Annotated in this window: 18 protein-coding genes; 6 read left to right on the top strand and 12 right to left on the bottom strand. The window is 59.5% G+C overall.

All coding sequences use genetic code 11. The features are described from left to right. Positions 1-224: 224 nt before the first annotated feature. A complete protein-coding gene (locus O9K64_RS14965) occupies positions 225-803 on the bottom strand; it encodes an N-acetyltransferase family protein (RefSeq protein ID WP_335342303.1) in 579 nt (192 codons plus the stop codon). 279 nt (positions 804-1082) lie between these two features. Further along, complete coding sequence (locus O9K64_RS14960; RefSeq protein ID WP_275098888.1) at positions 1083-1607, bottom strand: LysE family translocator; 525 nt, start codon at positions 1605-1607, stop codon at positions 1083-1085. Between the two features lie 43 nt (positions 1608-1650). On the opposite strand from O9K64_RS14960, the gene O9K64_RS14955 reads away from it, so the two are divergent. Beyond that, the gene (locus tag O9K64_RS14955; RefSeq protein ID WP_275098887.1) at positions 1651-2094 is read left to right on the top strand and encodes a helix-turn-helix domain-containing protein; all 444 of its coding nucleotides are present in this window, start codon (positions 1651-1653) and stop codon (positions 2092-2094) included. Further along, positions 2094-2753 carry an IS630 family transposase gene (locus O9K64_RS14950; RefSeq protein ID WP_275098886.1) on the top strand — a complete coding sequence of 220 codons (660 nt, stop codon included), beginning with the start codon at positions 2094-2096 and terminating at the stop codon, positions 2751-2753. The genes O9K64_RS14955 and O9K64_RS14950 overlap by 1 nt, the downstream gene beginning before the upstream one ends. A gap of 213 nt (positions 2754-2966) precedes the next feature. Here the strand turns inward: O9K64_RS14950 and O9K64_RS14940 are convergent, their stop codons facing one another. From O9K64_RS14940 to O9K64_RS14920, 5 genes are all read right to left on the bottom strand, one after another. Beyond that, positions 2967-3827 carry an AraC family transcriptional regulator gene (locus tag O9K64_RS14940; protein ID WP_275098885.1) on the bottom strand — a complete coding sequence of 287 codons (861 nt, stop codon included), beginning with the start codon at positions 3825-3827 and terminating at the stop codon, positions 2967-2969. 159 nt (positions 3828-3986) lie between these two features. Continuing rightward, positions 3987-4226, bottom strand: a complete 240-nt coding sequence (locus O9K64_RS14935; protein WP_275098884.1) for a CopG family transcriptional regulator — start codon at positions 4224-4226, stop codon at positions 3987-3989. Between the two features lie 75 nt (positions 4227-4301). Continuing rightward, entirely contained in the window at positions 4302-6128 is a 1827-nt protein-coding gene (glmS, locus tag O9K64_RS14930; protein WP_275098883.1) for a glutamine--fructose-6-phosphate transaminase (isomerizing), read from the bottom strand. A gap of 198 nt (positions 6129-6326) precedes the next feature. Continuing rightward, positions 6327-7691: a bifunctional UDP-N-acetylglucosamine diphosphorylase/glucosamine-1-phosphate N-acetyltransferase GlmU gene (glmU, locus tag O9K64_RS14925; protein ID WP_275098882.1), complete on the bottom strand. Its 1365-nt coding sequence runs from the start codon at positions 7689-7691 to the stop codon at positions 6327-6329. A gap of 48 nt (positions 7692-7739) precedes the next feature. After that, positions 7740-8219: an FKBP-type peptidyl-prolyl cis-trans isomerase gene (locus O9K64_RS14920; protein ID WP_275098881.1), complete on the bottom strand. Its 480-nt coding sequence runs from the start codon at positions 8217-8219 to the stop codon at positions 7740-7742. Positions 8220-8618: 399 nt separating this feature from the next. Between O9K64_RS14920 and O9K64_RS14915 the strand changes: the two genes are divergently transcribed. The 4 genes from O9K64_RS14915 (at position 8619) to O9K64_RS14900 (ending at position 12298) form a co-directional block, all read left to right on the top strand. Next, positions 8619-9620, top strand: a complete 1002-nt coding sequence (locus tag O9K64_RS14915) for a TRAP transporter substrate-binding protein (RefSeq protein ID WP_275098880.1) — start codon at positions 8619-8621, stop codon at positions 9618-9620. Positions 9621-9747: 127 nt separating this feature from the next. Beyond that, positions 9748-10338 carry a TRAP transporter small permease gene (locus O9K64_RS14910; protein WP_275098879.1) on the top strand — a complete coding sequence of 197 codons (591 nt, stop codon included), beginning with the start codon at positions 9748-9750 and terminating at the stop codon, positions 10336-10338. A gap of 2 nt (positions 10339-10340) precedes the next feature. Then, positions 10341-11699: a TRAP transporter large permease gene (locus tag O9K64_RS14905; RefSeq protein ID WP_275098878.1), complete on the top strand. Its 1359-nt coding sequence runs from the start codon at positions 10341-10343 to the stop codon at positions 11697-11699. An 83-nt stretch (positions 11700-11782) separates the two neighbouring features. Beyond that, positions 11783-12298, top strand: coding sequence for a universal stress protein (locus O9K64_RS14900; protein ID WP_275098877.1), 516 nt, complete (start codon positions 11783-11785; stop codon positions 12296-12298). Between the two features lie 457 nt (positions 12299-12755). On the opposite strand, the gene O9K64_RS14895 is transcribed toward O9K64_RS14900, so the two are convergent. From O9K64_RS14895 to atpG, 5 genes are all read right to left on the bottom strand, one after another. After that, complete coding sequence (locus O9K64_RS14895) at positions 12756-14168, bottom strand: sigma-54 dependent transcriptional regulator (protein WP_335342302.1); 1413 nt, start codon at positions 14166-14168, stop codon at positions 12756-12758. Next, positions 14165-16036: an ATP-binding protein gene (locus O9K64_RS14890; protein ID WP_275098876.1), complete on the bottom strand. Its 1872-nt coding sequence runs from the start codon at positions 16034-16036 to the stop codon at positions 14165-14167. The genes O9K64_RS14895 and O9K64_RS14890 overlap by 4 nt, the downstream gene beginning before the upstream one ends. Positions 16037-16202: 166 nt before the next feature. Further along, positions 16203-16625 carry a F0F1 ATP synthase subunit epsilon gene (locus O9K64_RS14885; RefSeq protein ID WP_275098875.1) on the bottom strand — a complete coding sequence of 141 codons (423 nt, stop codon included), beginning with the start codon at positions 16623-16625 and terminating at the stop codon, positions 16203-16205. Between the two features lie 19 nt (positions 16626-16644). Continuing rightward, positions 16645-18021, bottom strand: coding sequence for a F0F1 ATP synthase subunit beta (gene atpD / locus O9K64_RS14880; protein ID WP_275098874.1), 1377 nt, complete (start codon positions 18019-18021; stop codon positions 16645-16647). 87 nt (positions 18022-18108) lie between these two features. Next, positions 18109-18969 (bottom strand): F0F1 ATP synthase subunit gamma, encoded by an 861-nt coding sequence (gene atpG, locus O9K64_RS14875; RefSeq protein WP_275098872.1) that lies wholly within the window; start codon positions 18967-18969, stop codon positions 18109-18111. Between the last annotated feature and the right edge of the window lie 18 nt (positions 18970-18987).

Genomic DNA, 18987 nt, shown 5'->3' with positions numbered 1-18987 from the left:
GGGTCAGATTCGAATGGCACTTACTTAAAGCGAATCGCAGGATTTTCGTCATTCCGGCGCAGGCCGGAATGACGGTGGTTCTTGGCTTAAGTAAGTGCCATTCGGGTCAGACTCGATGAAAGATAGGTTTTGGTGGTCTTTGTGGGGACAGGCACTTGGTTGTCCCCGCGCACATCATGTTCCTCATTGCCTTCGCTGCACTTACTGTTCTGCATACAGCGCGATCACACCCCGGGAACCGCACCACTCATCCTGTTCTGCAAGGTACTACTGCCCGCCCCCAGCGCCCGCTGCATCAGCACAGTGTCGACCCACCGGCCAAGCTTGAAGCCAACGGCCTCGAGCGTGCCCATGCGGCGGAAACCAAGCCGCTCGTGCTGGGCGATGGAACCGGCATTGCCGCTGTCCCCGATCACCGCCACCATCTGACGCCAGGGGCCGGTTTCGCAACGGGCGATCAGAGCGGCAAGCAGGGCCATCCCGATACCCCGGCCCTGCATCCCGTCCGCCACGTAGACCGAATCCTCGATTGTATTACGATAGGCGGGACGGGGCCGATAGGTCGTCGCATAGCAATAGCCAACGACCCGGTCGTCCAGTTCCGCAACCAGGTAGGGGAGACCGAGGGCCAGCACGTTTTCCCGCCGAGACAGCAACTCGTCCGCTGTGGGTGGAATCTCTTCGAAGGTCGCCAGACCGTGCAACACCTCCTGCGTATAGATCTGCTCGATTGCCGGGATGTCAGCTTTCGTCGCATCCCGGACAGTGACACCCAACCCCAGAGATGAATTAACCTGCGACATTAAAACCCCCCATAGCCGTCGCTTTGTACTGTCTGGTGGTCAAAATATTCGCCAATCAAGGAAAGTGCAACTGGTCTTTCATTTGGCTTTTACCACCCGGCTGATAATTCTGCTGATGTACGAATAGCGCAAACTGATACAAGGTGCCAGCAAATTCGATCCGTGATGGTCTTGCCATGAACGAACACTGATCCAAAAACGGCGAATAGGCAATATGAAAGACCTGAGCCTCAGGACTGCGCTCAAGACTGCGATTAAGCCGGCTCGTGTGTGTCGACTTTAAGGTTTGCTACTGCTTTCAACGAACAGACCAATGCCAAAGCTCATCAAGACCACCCCGGCACCCCGCTCGACTATATGAATCCTCTTATTCAGACAGCGCTGTATCTTCGGCTGCCCTATCAAGGCAGCCAGCAAAATGTCCCAAACTAATACGGCCATGAACATCCAGAGGCCACATACCAGTTGCTGAGTAAAGGTCACCTCACTCCCCAGAATAACCGTCATAAGACTCATGTAGAATAGCGCATTCTTCGGATTCAAAAGGGCTGAGTTCAGTCCGAGCATCAGTTGTTTGGCCGCCGGAGGAGGGCGAAGCGCCGAAATATCAGGGATGATCTCTTCCTGTTTGCGCTTGAGCAGTTGCCAACCTATCCATAGTAGATAACTGGCGCCCATGACCTCGATGATGGAGAAAATCCGTGGATTATCACGAATGCCGGTCCATCCCAGAATTGCGATCGCAATGTAGACGGCATTGCCTACCGCTATCCCTAGTATTAAAACACATAAATATCGAAACATATATTATACTGTTGCATATCTACCCCGAGACGAGGAGTTGGCCATGCGACAGACTAAATTACATCTCACCGATGAGGATCGCGAGTTGATCGAGTCATACCGGGCGAAGGGACTACACCATGCACGGGAAGTCAATCGGGCGCATGTTCTTTCCGCGCTTGATCGCGGCATTCCGGAAACCCAGATCATGGCGGTTCTCGGCGTCGGGCGTACGGTCATTTGGCGGACACGAGCGGCATACCTGGAAGGTGGTGCTGAATTCGCGCTGCACGATGTTCCACGCCCGGGCAAACCACGGCAGTACGATACCGACGTCGAAGCGAAGATTTCAGCTTTGGCCTGTTCGACGCCGCCACCGGGTGCTTCACGCTGGACCATTGCCTTGTTGGAGCAAGCCGCGCGGGAACAACCCGGGATAGGCCCCATCAGCCGCGAAACAGTCCGCCGGCTGCTAAAAAAAACTGCATCAAGCCGTGGCGCAAGCTGATGTGGTGCATCGGACGACTGACGGAGGAGTATCGGCAACGGATGTACGATCTGCTCGACCTCTATGCCCGTCCGTTCCGTTCGGGTGAGCCGGTCATTTGCCTGGACGAGAAGAGCAAGCAACTGCTCAAGGATTCCCGTACGCCTTTGCCCATCCGTCCCGGAGTGCCCGTACGGCAGGATTACGAATACCTGCGCGGTGGCACCTGCAATCTGTTCGTGGCGGTGGAGCCCAAGGGTGGGCGGCGGACGGTCTTGGTTACCGATCGCCGCACCAAGCCAGACTTCGTGGCCTTCGTTCAGTATCTGCTCAACACGGTCTACGCCAAGGCGCGCCGTGTCCATCTGGTCATGGATAATCTCAACACCCACTTTCGCAAATGCTTCGAAGAAGTGCTCGGGGCCAAAGCGGCGAAAGCACTCCTGCGTCGCGTCGTCTTTCACTACACTCCGAAACACGCCAGCTGGCTGAATATGGCTGAAATCGAGATCGGTATTCTTGACCGCCAATGTCTTGACCGCCGCTTGCCAGACCGCGCCACGTTGGTCTCCGAGGTCGACGCCTGGCAACAGCGCCGCAATGCAGACCAGTGCGGTATCGCGTGGTCGTTCACTCGGCAGGATGCAGATATGAAAATGGCTCGACATTATGTTTCGTAATTAATGGTTCGTGATACTAGGCAAATGAAAATGCTGCCACGAAGTTTGTGCCTGATCGCATGGCCCGCGACAAGGAAAAAATCCTGACCCGGACTCAACAGTGCCACAAGGTGGGCCAGAACCAAAGCCGGAAAAGTAGCCGGCAGTAGGACTTCCAGAGAAGACATACATCACCTGTTCGTGAATGAATGTCTCGACCTTAGTGCCTTATGTTCAAAATTTATTGTCGAAAATTGATATCGCCTTCTGATATTGACGGGGAGTCGATGCCGTGTACTTGACAAAGGTCCGATGAAACTGGCTCTGGTCAGAGAATCCGACTTCCGCAGATACATCGACTACATTCATACCGGACTTCAGCAACAGTTTTGATTTCTCGATCCGCGCGTTGGCGACAAAGGCCTTCGGAGTAATTCCAAAGCTTCGCTTGAATAAACGAATGACCGTTTCCTTGGAGCTACCCAGTTCACGCTCAAGATCGCCTAACCGGGGTGGTTCTGCTAAATTCTTAAGCAGGCACTGCTTGGTGTATTGTGCAACTTCAAGCGCCTCATCATTATTCTCGCAAGGTACGCAGTAGCGGCTAATCGTAGTTAACAGCAAGTTATCCAAGGCAGGTGCAGCTGTTGAGAGATCTTTATGACGCAGCGTATCGATCATCGACAGATACGCAGCATAAATCTTTGGATCTGTGATAATCGGGCCATCACACACGTAGTTATTTATTCCAACCTTGTATAGCGCTGAAAGTCTGCGAAGACACCAATCAGCATCTACGTAGATCATGTGGTAGCTACGCGGATTGCCCTCAATAGGATTACACGAGTGGACGCGCCCCGGATCAATAAGAACCAAATCCCCTTCCCGCACCACAAAGTCTTTTCCGTGACAGGTAAGCCGGGTCTGTCCTGATACAATCACGCCTATCGAAAGCTCTGAATGGCTATGCGCTTTATAGCCCTGCGAACTTTCATACGTACTTCGAATCTCCAAATGGGGCATGTGTGCGTTACGCCAGTAATGCTGGTCTATGTCTCGAACCGTTTTAGCCGCGCGCTCGCTGGATAATTGCATAGTGTTTTCGATAGCTTCCCGAAATTTCAAAACCGTGGTCTGTCCCAGTTACTTTGCAACTCTTGTCCCGTGATCTTCTCGAGCTTCTGGATGTACTGCGCTACGCCGCAAGGTAGCCCTTTGTCAGGATTGCGCCGTATTACTTCCAGTTTCTCCGGTTCATCGCCGTTGCTTATGGGCCAGCGTGAATGCATCCAGTAGCCGACGGATCATCTTCTGGTACTGGGTATGATGCTTCTCCGCCTCATGCTTGAAAAACTCAACGCTTTCCCTGCTCAGTGCAATCGTAACCTTTACCGTATCTTCCTTAAACACAAGTTCTTCTGGTGAAGGCAGAAGATCCGGCACAACCTTTATCGGGCCGACCGGTTCATCAGTGCATTTGATTTTCGCGCTCATAGATCTGCTTACCTTTGCGCCAATAGCCAACCCCGCAGATGCGAATAAGACCACGGGGTTTGAAAAACTCGCCAATCACTCCACCGTCACCGACTTGGCCAGGTTCCTCGGCTGGTCGACATCGGTGCCCTTGAGCAAGGCGACGTGGTAGGAGAGCAACTGCAGCGGCACGGTGTAGACGATGGGTGCGGTGGTGGGGCAGATGTCGTCCAGGGTCAGGCTCTGGTAGTTGTCCAGTTCGATCTTGACCCGCTTGTCGCTGAACAAGAACAGTTCGCCGCCGCGGGCGCGCACCTCCTGCAGGTTGGAGAGCACCTTCTCCAGCAGCGGGTCGTCGGGCAGGGCGCAGACCACCGGCATTTCGGCGTCCACCAGGGCCAGGGGGCCGTGTTTCAGTTCGCCGGCCGGGTAGGCCTCGGCGTGGATGTAGGAGATCTCCTTCAGTTTCAGCGCCCCCTCCATGGCGATGGGATAGAACGGGCCGCGTCCCAGGAACAGCGCGTTGCTGCGCTCGGCAAAACCGGCGGCCATCTTCTCGATCTCGTCGTTGAGTTGCAGCACCACCTCCATCTGGCGGGGCAGGGCGTGCAGCTCTTCCACCCATTCGGTCAATTGGGCCTCATCGATCCCCTGGCGACGCGCCATCGCCAGCACCAGCAGCCGCAGGGCCACCAACTGGGTGGTGAACGCCTTGGTGGAGGCGACGCCGATCTCGGGACCGGCGCGGGTCATCAGCGCCACGTCGGACTCCCGCACCAGGGAGCTCTCCGGCACGTTGCAGACCACCAGGCTGCCCAGGAAACCTTGAGCCCGGCTGCCGCGCAGGGCGGCCAGGGTGTCGGCGGTCTCGCCCGACTGGGAGATGGTAACGAACAGGGTGTCCGGCGACACCACCGACTTGCGGTAGCGGTACTCGCTGGCCACCTCGACGTTGCAGGGGATGCCGACCTCCTCGAACCAGTAGCGCGCCACCATGCCGGCATGGAAGGAGGTGCCGCAGGCGATGATCTGGATGCGTTTGGTCTGATCCAGCAGCGCCTTGGTTTCGTAGCCGAAGCTCTCCTCCAGCAGGCGCCCCTTGTGGATGCGACCCTCCAGGGTCTCGGCCACCACGGCGGGCTGCTCGAAGATCTCCTTGAGCATGTAGTGGCGGTAGGCCCCCTTGTCGGTGGCGGCGGGGTTGAGTCGGGAGGAGACCACCGGGCGCTCCACCGGGTTGCCCTCGCTGTCGTACACCTGCACCCCTTCGCGGCGCACGTCGGCCAGGTCGCCCTCTTCCAGGAAGATGAAGTGCTGGGTCTCGGAGAGCAGGGCGAACACGTCGGAGGCGACGAAGTTCTCCCCGTCGCCGAGGCCCACCACCAGCGGCGAGCCAGCCCGGGCCACCACGATACGATCCGGATCATCGGGGCTGGCCACCGCCAGGGAGTAAGCGCCCACCAGCCGGCCCACCACCGAGCGGAAGGCGTCGCAGAGGTTACTTTCAGTTTTCAGAGCGTCCGCCAGCAGGTGGGCGATCACCTCGGTGTCGGTCTCGGAGGTGAACTGGTAGCCCTTGGCCTTCAGCTCCTCGCGCAGTTCGGCGTGGTTCTCGATGATGCCGTTGTGCACCACCGCGACCTGCTCGCCACTCATGTGGGGATGGGCGTTGCGCTCGGCCGGCATGCCGTGGGTGGCCCAGCGGGTATGGGCGATGCCCAGCTCGCCCTCGATGGGGTGTTCGTCCATGCGCTGCTGCAGCGAGGCAACCTTGCCCACCGAGCGGATGCGCTGGATGCGACCGCTCTGGTCGCGGATGGCGATGCCGGCGGAGTCGTAGCCGCGGTACTCCAGACGGCGCAACCCTTCGAGCAGGATGGGGGTGATATTGCGCCGGGCCACGGCGCCAACAATGCCACACATATTCGATTGTCCTTTTCTCTCTGGTGAGGAGGCTGTGTTACTTCACCACTGGTTCATGACGTAGCGTAGGAAGAGCGGGTTCTGGATGGCTGTCGCCATAGGCTGTAATCCCCTCATCCTGTCCTTCTCCCTGAGGGAGAAGGGACGCTTTGATCAAGATTTATTAATACCCGATGGACTTGCGCCCAGTCGTTACGATCAGTCACTCTGTTTTTCCGGCCGCTTCCAGCACTTGAGGCTGAGCTGCTTGGCGCGGCTCAGGGTCAGGGTCTCAGGCGGGGCGTCGCGGGTGATGGTGGAGCCGGCGCCGATGGTGGCACCCGCGCCCACCTCGACCGGCGCCACCAGCTGGGTGTCGGAGCCGATGAAGGCGTTGTCGCCGATCACGGTGCGGAACTTGTTCACCCCGTCGTAGTTGCAGGTGATGGTGCCGGCACCGATGTTCACCGAGCGGCCGACGGTGGTGTCGCCGATATAGCTGAGGTGGTTGATCTTGCTGCCGGCGGCCACGTCGCTCTTCTTGATCTCGACGAAGTTGCCCACGTGCACCCGCTCCGCCAGGGTGGTGGCGGGGCGCAGCCGGGCAAAGGGGCCGATGATGGAGTCGGCGCCGATCACCGCATCCTCGATCACGCAGTTCTCCTTGATCCAGACGCCGTCGGCGATGCGGCTGTTGCGGATCACCGTGTTGGCGCCCACCCGCACGCCGTTGCCCAGGGTGACCTCGCCCTCGATCAGCACGTTCACGTCCAGCTCCACATCCTCGCCGCTGTGCAGACGGCCGCGCAGATCGAAGCGGGCCGGGTCGCGCAGGGTGACGCCCTGGCGCATCAGCCGTTCCGCCTGCATCTGCTGGTGGCGGCGCTCCAGCATGGCCAGTTGCACCCGGTCGTTGACCCCCTCCACCTCGAAGGTGGCGGCGGGGTGGGCGGTCTTCACCTCGATCCCGTCATCCACCGCCATGGCGACGATGTCGGTGAGGTAGAACTCGCCCTGGGCGTTGTTGCTCTCCAGCCGGGCGAGCCAGCCGGCGAGTTTTGTCCGGTCCGCGATCAGGATGCCGGTGTTGATCTCGCGGATGCGCTGCTCGACTTCCGAGGCATCCTTCTGTTCGACAATCCGGGTGACGTGTCCCTCCACCCGCACGATACGGCCGTAGCCGGTGGGATCATCCAGGGTAACGGTGAGCAGCGCCAGCGCGCTCCCTTCCGCCTGATGGATCAGGCTGTTCAGGGTCGCCTGGGTGGTGAGGGGGACATCGCCGTAGAGCACCAGCACCCGGTCCATGTCGGCCATGGCGAACATCGCCTGCTCCACCGCATGGCCGGTGCCCAGTTGCTCCGCCTGCTCGACCCAGATCAGCCCCGGATCGGCAATGGCCTGCTGTACCCGGTCACCGCCATGCCCATAGACCACCGCCACCTTGTCGCCACCCAGCACCCGGGCGGTGTCGATGACATGCGCCAGCAGCGGCCGGCCGGCGATGTTGTGCAGCACCTTGGGCAGTGCGGATTTCATCCTTGTCCCTTGCCCCGCGGCAAGGATCACCACGCCTAGCTTCATCTCTCTCCCCCACAAGATAGTTCCGGTATCCGGTCGATCGGTTGCCGGTCAGTTGATGGAACAGCCGCCCTCGGGCGGGGCCATGTCTTCCATTGTAGCGTCCCGCACTTCGACTATCTTGATCATCACCTTCAGGGTCTTGCCGGCCAGCGGGTGATTGCCGTCCACGGTCAGCTGGTCGCCCTCGATCTTGCTGACATAGAAGGTGCGCGCCTCGCCGTCCTGGTTCTGCATCTGCACCTCGGCGCCGAGCTGGCGGAACTGGGGCGGCACGTTGTCGATATCGTCGGTGAAGGTGAGGTCCGGGTCATGCTCGCCGAAGCCGTCCTCCGGCGGTACGATCATCTCCACCTCGTCGCCCACGCCCTTGCCGGCGATGACCTGGTCCATGCTGCCGATCAATTCGGTCTCACCGCCGTGGACATAGCTGACCGGGATGTCGTTCTGCTCCAGCACGTTACCGTCCAGGTCGGTAATGTGGTAGGTGAGGGAGACAAATTTTCCGGGTTTGATGACTTCGCTGGACATAACATACTGCTCCGCTTGATTGAATAGAGCCTCCCGCGGGGAGGCACGTGAGTATAGCATCGGCGGCGCACCGCTGACTAAACCGGGCGGCGAAACCGGCCACCGTGTCGCAATCCCCGACCGGGATAGTCATTAACCGCCGATCACACTGCGCTTTTCGGCGGATGCCCGGCCATCCCCAGAGGACGGATGGGTGGGTTTCCACCCATTTTGCCCGGCGGGCGAAACCCGGCCACCCGCCTCATATCCTTGATAATCAATCGGTTAAGTATCCTGCCGGTTGCTGCGAGATAGTTGGCACTGCCCTTGCTATCCTTATAGGGACCAGCCCGGTATCCGGTTTATCCGAATCCAGTCCCGGCCTGGACCATTACATAGATCCTAATCAGGAGGAATCCAATGCGCAAAGCTCTGATCGGCCTCGCCGTAACCGCAGCACTCACCGTCTCGTCTTCCGCTGCCTTCGCTAACTGCGATCCCGGCGAAATGGTGATCAAATTCAGCCACGTGACCAATTCCGACAAACACCCCAAGGGCATCGCCGCCTCCCTGCTGGAGAGCCGGGTGAACTCCGAGATGAACGGCAAGGCCTGCATGCAGGTCTATCCGAACTCCACCCTGTATGACGACAACAAGGTACTGGAGGCGATGCTGAACGGCGATGTTCAGTTGGCCGCGCCCTCGCTCTCCAAGTTCGAGAAGTTCACCAAGAAATTCCGCATATTCGATCTGCCGTTCCTGTTTGAGGATGTGGAGGCGGTGGACCGCTTCCAGAACTCTGACGCCGGTGAGAAGCTGAAGAGCTCGATGAAAAAGCGCGGTCTGCTCGGTCTCACCTACTGGCACAACGGCATGAAACAGATCTCCGCCAACCGGCCGCTGATCAACCCCGAGGATGCCAAGGGCCTGAAGTTCCGCGTACAGGCATCGGATGTGCTGGTAGCCCAGTTCGAACAGCTGGACGCCAATCCGCAGAAGATGGCTTTCAGCGAGGTCTACGGCGGACTGCAGACCAAGGTGGTCGACGGCCAGGAGAACAGCTGGTCCAACATCTATGGCAAAAAGTTCTTCGAGGTGCAAGACGGCGTGACCGCCAGTAACCACGGTATCCTCGACTACCTGGTAGTCACCTCCGACGAGTGGTGGGAGGGTCTGCCGGCCGATATCCGCGGCCAGCTCGCGCAGATCCTGCAGGAGGTGACCGAGACCCGTAACTCCGAATCCGCCAAGGTGAATGCCCAGAGCATGCAGCGCGTGATCGATGCCGGCGGTGTGGTGCGCACCCTGACCCCGGAACAGCGTCAGGCCTGGGTCGACGCCATGAAGCCGGTGTGGAAGAAGTTTGAAGGCGACATCGGTGCTGACCTGATCGAAGCAGCCGTCGCATCCAATAAGAAATAAGCTGTAGCCGTAACAGGCGGCCGCTGCTCCGGCGGCCGCCTGACCCAGTTGTTCCCAAAACCCAGATTCAAGTGCCTTCGAGGAGGCTGTGATGCACCCCTTACCCACATCCCGGTTCGCCAGAGCCATGGATCAGCTAGAGGAGACGGCGATCGCCATCTGCCTCGGTCTCATGACCCTGATCACCTTCGCCAATGTGGTCGCCCGCTACCTGTTCAACAGCAATATCCTCTGGGCCCTGGAGGCGACAGTATTTCTGTTCGCCTGGCTGGTGTTGATGGGCTGTTCCTATGGCGTGAAAAAGCAGTTTCATATCGGTGTGGACGTGGTGATCAATCTGTTTTCGACCAACACCCGTCGTATCTTGGCCTACCTCTCGATCACGGCCTGTCTCACCTTCTCCATCCTGCTGCTGATCGGCTCCTGGGACTACTGGTATGCGTTTGCCACCAAACGCGCATTCCTCGAAGCCAACGATGTACCGATGCCCGATTTCCTGCAGTTTTTCGCCACCTGGCTGAACGATGGCGAACGCTACGAAAAGATACCCCGATTTATTCCTTACGCCGCCCTGCCACTCGGCATGCTGCTGCTCACTATTCGCTTTCTTGAAGTCGCCTGGAAGGTGATCAAGGGCGAGAAGGACACCATTATCGCCAGCCACGAGGCTGAAGATGCGATTCACGAAGAACAACAACACCGCGCGGGAGAGGATTGATCATGGATTTACTGTTTCTCTTCGGCATGGTGGTAGGCTTCATGCTGATCGGCGTGCCGATCGCCATTGCACTGGGCCTCTCCAGTATCATTTTCCTGCTTGTCCATTCGGACGCCTCGCTGGCCTCGGTTGCCCAGACCCTGTTCTCGGCGTTCGAGGGTCACTACACGCTGCTGGCGATCCCATTCTTTATTCTCGCCTCCAGCTTCATGTCGACCGGTGGTGTGGCCAACCGGATTATCCGCTTCGCCATCTCCATGGTGGGCTGGTTCCGTGGCGGTCTGGCCATGGCCTCGGTATTCGCCTGCATGATGTTCGCCGCGCTGTCCGGTTCCTCGCCGGCGACGGTGGTGGCGATCGGGAGTATTGTCATCGCCGGCATGGTGAAGAGCGGCTATACCAAGGAGTTCGCCGCCGGCGTGATCTGTAATGCCGGTACGCTGGGCATCTTGATCCCGCCCTCCATCGTGATGGTGGTGTACGCGGCGGCCACCGATGTCTCGGTCGGCCGGATGTTCCTGGGCGGCGTGATACCGGGGCTGCTGGCGGGCCTGATGTTGATGATCGCCATCTACATCGCCGCCCGAATCAAGAAATTACCCGCCCAACCGTTCGCCGGCTGGCGAGAGGTGTTCGAGTCGGCCCGGGACGCCGGCTGGGGCCTGATGCTGATCGTGATCATTCTCGGCGGTATCTACGGCGGCATATTCACGCCGACCGAGGCGGCGGCGGTGGCGGCGGTCTACGCCTTCCTGATCGCCAATTTCATCTACAAGGACATGGGGCCGCTGGCCGACAAAACCCGGGGCAACTTCTTTACCGCCCTGTTCACCGTGTTCTGGCACAAGGATACCAAGCACACCCTGTTCGAGGCCGGCAAGCTCACCATCATGCTGCTGTTCATCATCGCCAATGCGCTGATCCTCAAGCACGTGCTGACCGAAGAGCGGATTCCCCAGGTGATCACCGAAGCGATGCTCGCGGCCGGCTTCGGTCCCATCATGTTCCTGATCGTGGTCAACGTGATCCTGTTGATCGGCGGCCAGTTCATGGAACCCTCCGGGCTGTTGATCATCGTGGCACCGCTGGTATTCCCGATTGCCATCGCACTGGGCATCGATCCGATCCATCTCGGTATCATCATGGTGGTGAACATGGAGATCGGCATGATCACGCCGCCGGTCGGACTCAACCTGTTCGTCACCGCCGGTGTGGCGCAAATGTCGATGATGCGGGTGGTCAGGGCGGCGGCGCCCTGGCTTGGTGTGATGTTCCTGTTCCTGATCATCGTCACCTATGTCCCCTGGGTCTCCACCTGGCTCCCGACGACCATGATGGGCCCGGAGATCATCACCAAGTAGTATGGGAAACCGGGCGCGGGATGCTTCGGCGTCCCACGCTTTCCACCACATCATTTGCCTTTACATCACCTGAGGCTGACGCCATGAGCATTCCAACATTCAAGACCATCCTCTATGCCACCGATCTGGGCAAGAACATGCGCCCGGCATTTCGTCATGCCATCAGCATCGCGCAGCAGTATCAGGCCAAGATCATTATGCTGCATGTGGCGGAGCCGATCGGGAGCACCGGGATGGCGGTCCTGGAACTCTACGTACCGGACATGAGCGACGACTTCGAGCACGAGGAGTTGCAGGGCATTATCAAACGGATGGAGCAACGCCTGGAAGATTTCTACACCGAGGAGCTGGGCAAGGATGCAGACCTGGTTTCCGACGTGTCCGTGGTTACCGGCCGACCCGCCGAAGAGATCCAAAAATTTGCCGCCGCCCATGACGTCGACCTGATCGTCATGGGCACGCATACCAGCCCAAGCTTCGGCGGATCCCTGCTCGGCTCCACCGCGCGCAAGCTGATCAACATCAGCGACCGGCCGGTATTGGTTGTTCCGGTGCGCAAGCAGGCCAGGAAAACCGAGAAGGCACCCGTTAAAAAGTAACCGTTGGCACGGGGGCGGCAAGGCGCGGACAGTTTTCGGCAGTCCGCGCCTTTTTTGTGCAGGGATGGAGAAGGTAGATGTAGGGTGGGTTAGCGGCGCACAGACACGGCACTTCCAGACCACGCCAAAATCCGGGCGCCGCGTAACCCACCGACTCCCCCACCACCAAATGGTGGGTTACGGCGCGCGCACGGCACTATGCAGACGGCCACCCCTGTGCAGGGCGCGCCTAACCCACCCTACAAAACTGATCTTGATCCAACCATCGTGTGAGGCCGGCTAGGCAGGCCCATCACCCCGTGAGTAGTTACGTTCAGTTAATCTCTGTGTCCTCTGTGCCTCCGTGGTGCATTGGAGCGGCGTTAATGGATACCTCGGGTGAGTAGTTACAATATCAGGTGGAAGGGTGCATGCCGCCCAGCCGATTCGCACCAAACCTGTTATCGGCCCCGTGTCACTATTTGAAATGGCTCTTGTCCAACCCGTACTTGCGCATCTTGTCATACAGGGTCTTGCGCGGCACGCCCAGCGCCGACATGGTGGCCTTGATGTTCCCCTTATGGGTGATCAGCACCTGCTCGATAATGCTCTTCTCGAAACAGTCGACCTGTTCCGGCAGGGTCACCTGAGGCTCGCCCTGCTCCTCGTCGGTACCGTGCACCAGCTGTTCCAGGTCATAGCCGCAACTCTCGCCCAGCAGGGTGTAGCGTTCCGCCACGTTGCGCAGTTCGCGCACGTTACCGGGCCAGTTGTGGGTCAGCAGGGTACGGATCTGGTGGCTGGAGGGGAGGGGGGCCTCCATCTGATAGCGTGCATTGGCCACCAGCAGGAAGTGGTGGAACAGCAGCGGGATATCCTCCCGCCGGTCGCGTAGCGGCGGTATCTCCAGGGTCACCACATTGAGCCGGTAGAGCAGGTCCTGGCGGAAGCCGCCGGTCGCGCACGCCTCTTTCAGGTCGACCTTGGTGGCGGCCACCACGCGCAGGTCCAGCGGGATCAGCGCATTGGAACCGAGCCGCTCAACCACCCGCTCCTGCAGCACCCGCAGCAGGCGCACCTGCACCGGCATCGGCATACTCTCGATCTCGTCCAGGAACAGGGTACCGCCATTGGCGTGTTCAAACTTGCCGATGCGCCGTTCGTTGGCGCCGGTGAAGGCGCCCGGTTCGTGCCCGAACAGCTCGCTCTCGATCAGGTTTTCCGGTACCGCGCCGCAGTTGATGGCGACGAAGTTTCTGTCGCGGCGTTTCGATTGCTCGTGCAACGAGCGCGACACCAGCTCCTTGCCGGTACCGGTCTCGCCCAGCAGCAGGATGTCGGCGGCGGTATTGGCCACCTGGGCGATGGTGGCGCGCAGCTTCTGCATCGCCGGGGTGCGGCCGATGATGCGCGGCCCCGGGACATCCTGCGCCTCCAGCTCGCGGCGCAGGCAGCGGTTCTCCAGGGTCAGGGCCCGCTTGTCCACCGCCCGCCGCACCGTCTCGATCAGCTTCTCGGCGGCAAACGGCTTCTCGATGAAGTCGTAGGCGCCATCCTGGATCGCACTCACCGCCATGGTGATATCGCCGTGGCCGGTCACCAGGATAACCGGTATGTCCCGGTCGACCTGCAGCGCCTTCTCCAGGAAGGTGAGACCATCCATGCCCGGCATCTTGATATCGCACACCACCACGCCGTGCCACTCCAGCGACAGCAGCGGCAACACCTTCTCCGCGCCATTGAAACTCTGCACCGCAAAACCGGCCAGTTCCAGGGTCTGCTGGTTGGCCATGCGGATGTGCCTCTCATCATCGATGAAATAGATAATCGGTTCGGGACTGTTCATCATCTGCGGTTTCGGCTCGGCGGTGGTCTCGGTTAACGGGCTCATTTGGCCAGCTCCTGGCCGCTCCGGAGTTGTGCCACACTTGCCAGGTCCAGTTGCAGGGTAAACACGGCGCCGCCCTGTTCCCGGTTGGCCGCGGTCAGGCTGCCGTGCATCATCTCCACGATGCGGTAGGAGATGGAGAGGCCGAGCCCCAGCCCCCGGTCCTCCGATTTAGTGGTGAAGAAGGGATCGAATATGCGCCCCAGGTTCACTTTCGCGATGCCCGGGCCGTTATCCAGGATCTCGATAATGGCCTTCCCCTGGCGGGTGCTGACAGCGATCTGGATGCAGCGCTCGGCCTGCTGTTCCACAGCGTGCACCGCGTTGGTGATCAGGTTTACCAGTACCTGCTCCAGTTGCACCATGTCCGACATCACGTAGATCTCTTCCTCCGGCAACACCCGGCGCAGTACGGTCTCTGTTTCCTTCAACTGCGGCCCGACGATCTTCAGCGCGTTATCGATCACCGCCTGCAGCGAAACACTGACGATCTGTCCCGAGGTCTTGCGCGAGAACACCTTGAGCTGACTGCTGATCTTGGCCATGCGCTCGGTCAGTTCGGCAATCTGTTGCAGGTTCCAGCTCGCCTCTTCCTGGCGGTCGCGGGTCAGCAGGGCACGGGCATTATCGGCATAGGAGCGGATCGCCGCCAGCGGCTGGTTGAGTTCGTGGTTGATGCCGGACGACATCTGCCCCAGGGCCGCCATCTTGGCCGCCTGGATCAGCTCGTCCTGGGTCTGGCGCAGGGTTTCGTCGGTGCGCCGATGCTCCTCGATCTCCTGCAGCAAGCGGGTGTTGGCCGCGGTGAGATCGGCGGTACGCTCCCCGACCCGCCGCTCCAGGACACGTTTGGCACGCAGTTCAAAGCGTTCCCGCTCCTTGATCCGGCGGATGCGCTGATACAGATAGAGCACCAGCAGTACCACCGCGATGTACAGTATGGTGGCAAACAGCAGGGACTTCAGCACTTGCGAATTGACCGCATCCAGGCTGGCGAAGGTATGTACCCGCCAGCCGGCCTCCGGCATCTCCTGCACCAGCATCAAATGGTCGCTGTGGCGCGGGTCACCCAGGTTCACCACCTGCGCCTGCTCCGAAATACGGTCTTTCGGGGTAATCGCCAGGGTGCCGATTTCCGCTTTCCAATAGCGCTGGCTGTCGTGGATTCTCGCAATCACCGTGTCATCCAGCGGGTAGAGGCTCTTGTAGCGCCAGGTATCATTGGTGGAGATGAAGATCACCCCGTCCGGATCGGTCACCGCAAACTCCTCCTTGAGCGAACGCCAGCTCTCCTCGAAACCAAGCAGCTCGATCTTCATCACCACGGCGCCCTGGATCTTCTCCTTGTCCCGCACCGGATAGGCGAAATAGTAGCCCCGCCTGTTGGAGGTGGAACCGAGGGCGAAATAGCGTCCCAGCTTGCCCTCCATCGCCTGCTGAAAATAGGGCCGGTAGGAGAAGTTGCGGCCGATGAAGGGGCGCTCCGACAGCCAGTTGGAGGCGGCGATGGTCCAGCCTTCGGCGTTCATCAGATAGGTGTCGGAGGCGTTGGCGACCTTGTTGATGGTTTCCAGATAACGGTTCAGGGCGTTGATGCTGTTGACGTCATTCGGATATTGCAGGAAGTTGAGCAGCAGGCTGTTGGTGGAGAGCAGCTCCGGCAGAAACTCATACTTCTCCAGCTGGCCCTGGAGGTTGGCCACGAACAGCCGGAGCTGATGCTGGTTCTGTTGCTGGAGGTTTTCCAGGGCGATCTGTCTGGACCAGTGGGCCGTCTGCCAGAGGATCACGCCCAGCAGCGCAACAACCGCCGCCAGCAACCACTGGCGATGCGATTTTTTCAGGCTGAAATGGGCAAATTTAATATCCATGATCCGCTCTGAAGTATAGGTCCTCGGCCGGGATTAGTCCCGTCGTCCGGTCGTCGCTGAAGCGACTCCACAGGGGGCGACCGGCCATCCATGGTCTTGGCGATTTAAATCCGTCCCTGATAAAAAACCCCGCCGGAAAGGCGGGGTTGTTCTGCGCTGCCTGGGATCAGGACTTCTTGATCTTGCGAAGTTTCTCGATCGCCCGGAGCTGAGCCACGGCTTCGGCGAGTTCGGCCTGTGCCTTGGCGTATTCGAACTCTTCCTTCTGACCCGCGAGCGCCTCTTCAGCCTTGCGTTTCGCCTCGATCGCGGCGGCCTCGTCAAGATCGGTAGCACGGATGGCCGTGTCGGCCAGTACCGTCACTATATGGGGCTGAACTTCGAGAATGCCCCCGGATACATAGAAGTGCAACATCTCCTTGCCGGTGTCCACCCGCACATCGCCCGGCTTCAGGCGCGTAACCAGCGGCGTGTGTCTCGGGGCGATACCCAGTTCACCCATCACGCCGGGGGCATACACCATTTCGGCCTGGCCGCTATGGATCGCTCCCTCTGCACTGACGATGTCGACATGTATGGTCATGGCCATTTAGTTTCTCCAGACTCGATTAGTCGCCTGCGCCACGCTCAACAGCTTCCTCGATACCGCCGACCATGTAGAAGGCCTGCTCCGGCAGGTGATCATACTCACCCGCAAGGATCGCCTTGAAGCTGGCGATGGTGTCCTTGACCGAGACGTATTTACCGGGGCTGCCGGTGAACACCTCGGCCACGAAGAACGGCTGCGAGAGGAAACGCTGCATTTTACGTGCGCGGGATACGGTCAGCTTGTCCTCTTCGGACAGCTCATCCATACCCAGGATTGCAATAATATCCTTCAGCTCCTTGTAACGCTGCAGGGTACCCTGGACGCCACGCGCCACACTGTAGTGCTCCTCACCCACGATGTGCGGATCCAGGATACGCGAGGTGGAGTCCAGCGGATCCACCGCCGGGTAGATACCCAGCTCGGCGATCTGACGCGACAGTACCAGGGTCGCGTCCAGATGCGCGAAGGTGGTGGCGGGGGAGGGGTCGGTCAAGTCATCCGCCGGTACGTATACCGCCTGGAAGGAGGTGATCGAGCCGGTCTTGGTGGAGGTGATACGCTCCTGCAACACGCCCATCTCGGCCGCCAGGGTCGGCTGGTAACCTACCGCTGAAGGCATACGGCCCAGCAGTGCCGATACCTCGGTTCCCGCCAGGGTGTAGCGATAGATGTTGTCGACGAACAGCAGTACGTCACGGCCTTCGTCGCGGAAGTTCTCGGCGATGGTCAGGCCGGTCAGGGCCACACGCAGGCGGTTGCCGGGGGGCTCGTTCATCTGCCCGTAAACCAGGGCGACCTTGTCCAGTACCCCACCCTCGGCCATTTCGTGGTAGAAGTCGTTACCTTCACGGGTACGCTCACCGACACCGGCGAATACCGAGAAGCCGGAGTGCTCGACAGCGATGTTACGGATCAGCTCCATCAGGGTTACGGTCTTGCCGACGCCGGCACCGCCAAACAGTCCGACCTTGCCGCCCTTGACGATCGGCATGATCAGGTCGATCACCTTGATGCCGGTCTCCAGGATCTCGGTCGCCGTGGACTGATCTTCCAGCTTCGGAGCAACCCGGTGAATCGGCATGAACTCTTTGGAATCGATCGGGCCCGCTTCATCGATCGAATTGCCCAGCACGTCCATGATGCGGCCCAGGGTGCCCTGGCCGACTGGAACGGTTATGGGAGCGCCCGTACTGACTGCTTCAACGCCACGCTTCAGACCGTCGGTTGAACCCATGGCAATGGTACGGGCGATGCCGTCACCCAATTGCTGTTGAACTTCAAGGGTCAAACCCACTTCTTCGATCTTCAGCGCATCGTAGACCTTCGGCATATGACCCATGGGGAACTGTACGTCCACCACAGCACCGATGATTTCCACCACTTTACCCGAACTCATCTCTGGTTCCTCTTGTCGCTGTCGACGACTTTCTAATGTTTAAAAACTTAACCTGTTCTACACCAGGGCCTTATACGGCCGCGGCGCCTATACGGCAGCAGCGCCGGCCACGATCTCGGAGATCTCCTGGGTAATGGCTGCCTGACGCGCCTTGTTGTAGACCAACTGTAGCTCATCGATAAGGTTGCCCGCGTTGTCGGTCGCCGCCTTCATCGCCACCATGCGTGCGGACTGCTCGCAGGCTCCGTTCTCCACCACCGACTGGTAAACCAGGGATTCGATGTAACGGGTCAGCAGGCCATCCAGAACCTCTTTGGAATCCGGCTCGTAGAGATAGTCCCAGTGGTGCTTCAGCTCTTTGTCTGCCTCACCGATGATAGGCACCAGTTGCTCGATGGTGGGATTCTGGGTCATGGTATTCACGAAACCGTTGTAGGCCACGTGGATACGATCGATCTCACCCTGCTCATACGCATCCAGCATCACCTTCACGGTACCGATCAACTGATCGATACGGGGTGCGTCACCCAGGTGCGTGGCCTGCGCCAGCACCTTGCCGCCAAAGCGCTTGAAAAAGCCCAGTGCCTTGGAACCGATGATGCAGAAATCAACCTGAATACCGGCTTCCTGCTGCTTTTTGATCTCGCGCGTCAGCTTGCGAAACAGGTTGCTGTTCAAGCCGCCGCACAGCCCACGATCCGAGGAGATCACAATGTAGCCGACCCGGCTGATATCGCGCTCCTTCATGAAGGTGTGGGTGTACTCCGGATGCGCATGGTACAGGTGACCGATGACATTCCGCATCTTGTCCGCGTAGGGACGCGTTGCATTTTTCCGGTCCTGTGCCTTGCGCATCTTGGCAGCTGCCACCATCTCCATCGCAGAGGTGATCTTCTGCGTATTCTTGATGCTGGCAATCTTGGTGCGTATCTCTTTTGCGCCTGCCATGATTAAACCTTATCTTTC

The sequence above is a fragment of the Sedimenticola hydrogenitrophicus genome (assembly GCF_029017505.1).
Classification (GTDB): Bacteria; Pseudomonadota; Gammaproteobacteria; order Chromatiales; family Chromatiaceae; genus Sedimenticola; species Sedimenticola hydrogenitrophicus_A.
Note: the sequence above shows the minus strand (reverse complement) of the source record. Positions and strands in the feature narration are given on the sequence as shown.

Bases quoted from the DNA above. Each gene is read 5' to 3' on its own strand.
- O9K64_RS14965 (WP_335342303.1), bottom strand. From the start codon at position 803: ATGTCGCAGGTTAATTCATCTCTGGGGTTGGGTGTCACTGTCCGGGAT.
- O9K64_RS14960 (WP_275098888.1), bottom strand. From the start codon at position 1,607: ATGTTTCGATATTTATGTGTTTTAATACTAGGGATAGCGGTAGGCAAT.
- O9K64_RS14955 (WP_275098887.1), top strand. From the start codon at position 1,651: ATGCGACAGACTAAATTACATCTCACCGATGAGGATCGCGAGTTGATC.
- O9K64_RS14950 (WP_275098886.1), top strand. From the start codon at position 2,094: ATGTGGTGCATCGGACGACTGACGGAGGAGTATCGGCAACGGATGTAC.
- O9K64_RS14940 (WP_275098885.1), bottom strand. From the start codon at position 3,827: ATGCAATTATCCAGCGAGCGCGCGGCTAAAACGGTTCGAGACATAGAC.
- O9K64_RS14935 (WP_275098884.1), bottom strand. From the start codon at position 4,226: ATGAGCGCGAAAATCAAATGCACTGATGAACCGGTCGGCCCGATAAAG.
- glmS (WP_275098883.1), bottom strand. From the start codon at position 6,128: ATGTGTGGCATTGTTGGCGCCGTGGCCCGGCGCAATATCACCCCCATC.
- glmU (WP_275098882.1), bottom strand. From the start codon at position 7,691: ATGAAGCTAGGCGTGGTGATCCTTGCCGCGGGGCAAGGGACAAGGATG.
- O9K64_RS14920 (WP_275098881.1), bottom strand. From the start codon at position 8,219: ATGTCCAGCGAAGTCATCAAACCCGGAAAATTTGTCTCCCTCACCTAC.
- O9K64_RS14915 (WP_275098880.1), top strand. From the start codon at position 8,619: ATGCGCAAAGCTCTGATCGGCCTCGCCGTAACCGCAGCACTCACCGTC.
- O9K64_RS14910 (WP_275098879.1), top strand. From the start codon at position 9,748: ATGGATCAGCTAGAGGAGACGGCGATCGCCATCTGCCTCGGTCTCATG.
- O9K64_RS14905 (WP_275098878.1), top strand. From the start codon at position 10,341: ATGGATTTACTGTTTCTCTTCGGCATGGTGGTAGGCTTCATGCTGATC.
- O9K64_RS14900 (WP_275098877.1), top strand. From the start codon at position 11,783: ATGAGCATTCCAACATTCAAGACCATCCTCTATGCCACCGATCTGGGC.
- O9K64_RS14895 (WP_335342302.1), bottom strand. From the start codon at position 14,168: ATGAGCCCGTTAACCGAGACCACCGCCGAGCCGAAACCGCAGATGATG.
- O9K64_RS14890 (WP_275098876.1), bottom strand. From the start codon at position 16,036: ATGGATATTAAATTTGCCCATTTCAGCCTGAAAAAATCGCATCGCCAG.
- O9K64_RS14885 (WP_275098875.1), bottom strand. From the start codon at position 16,625: ATGGCCATGACCATACATGTCGACATCGTCAGTGCAGAGGGAGCGATC.
- atpD (WP_275098874.1), bottom strand. From the start codon at position 18,021: ATGAGTTCGGGTAAAGTGGTGGAAATCATCGGTGCTGTGGTGGACGTA.
- atpG (WP_275098872.1), bottom strand. From the start codon at position 18,969: ATGGCAGGCGCAAAAGAGATACGCACCAAGATTGCCAGCATCAAGAAT.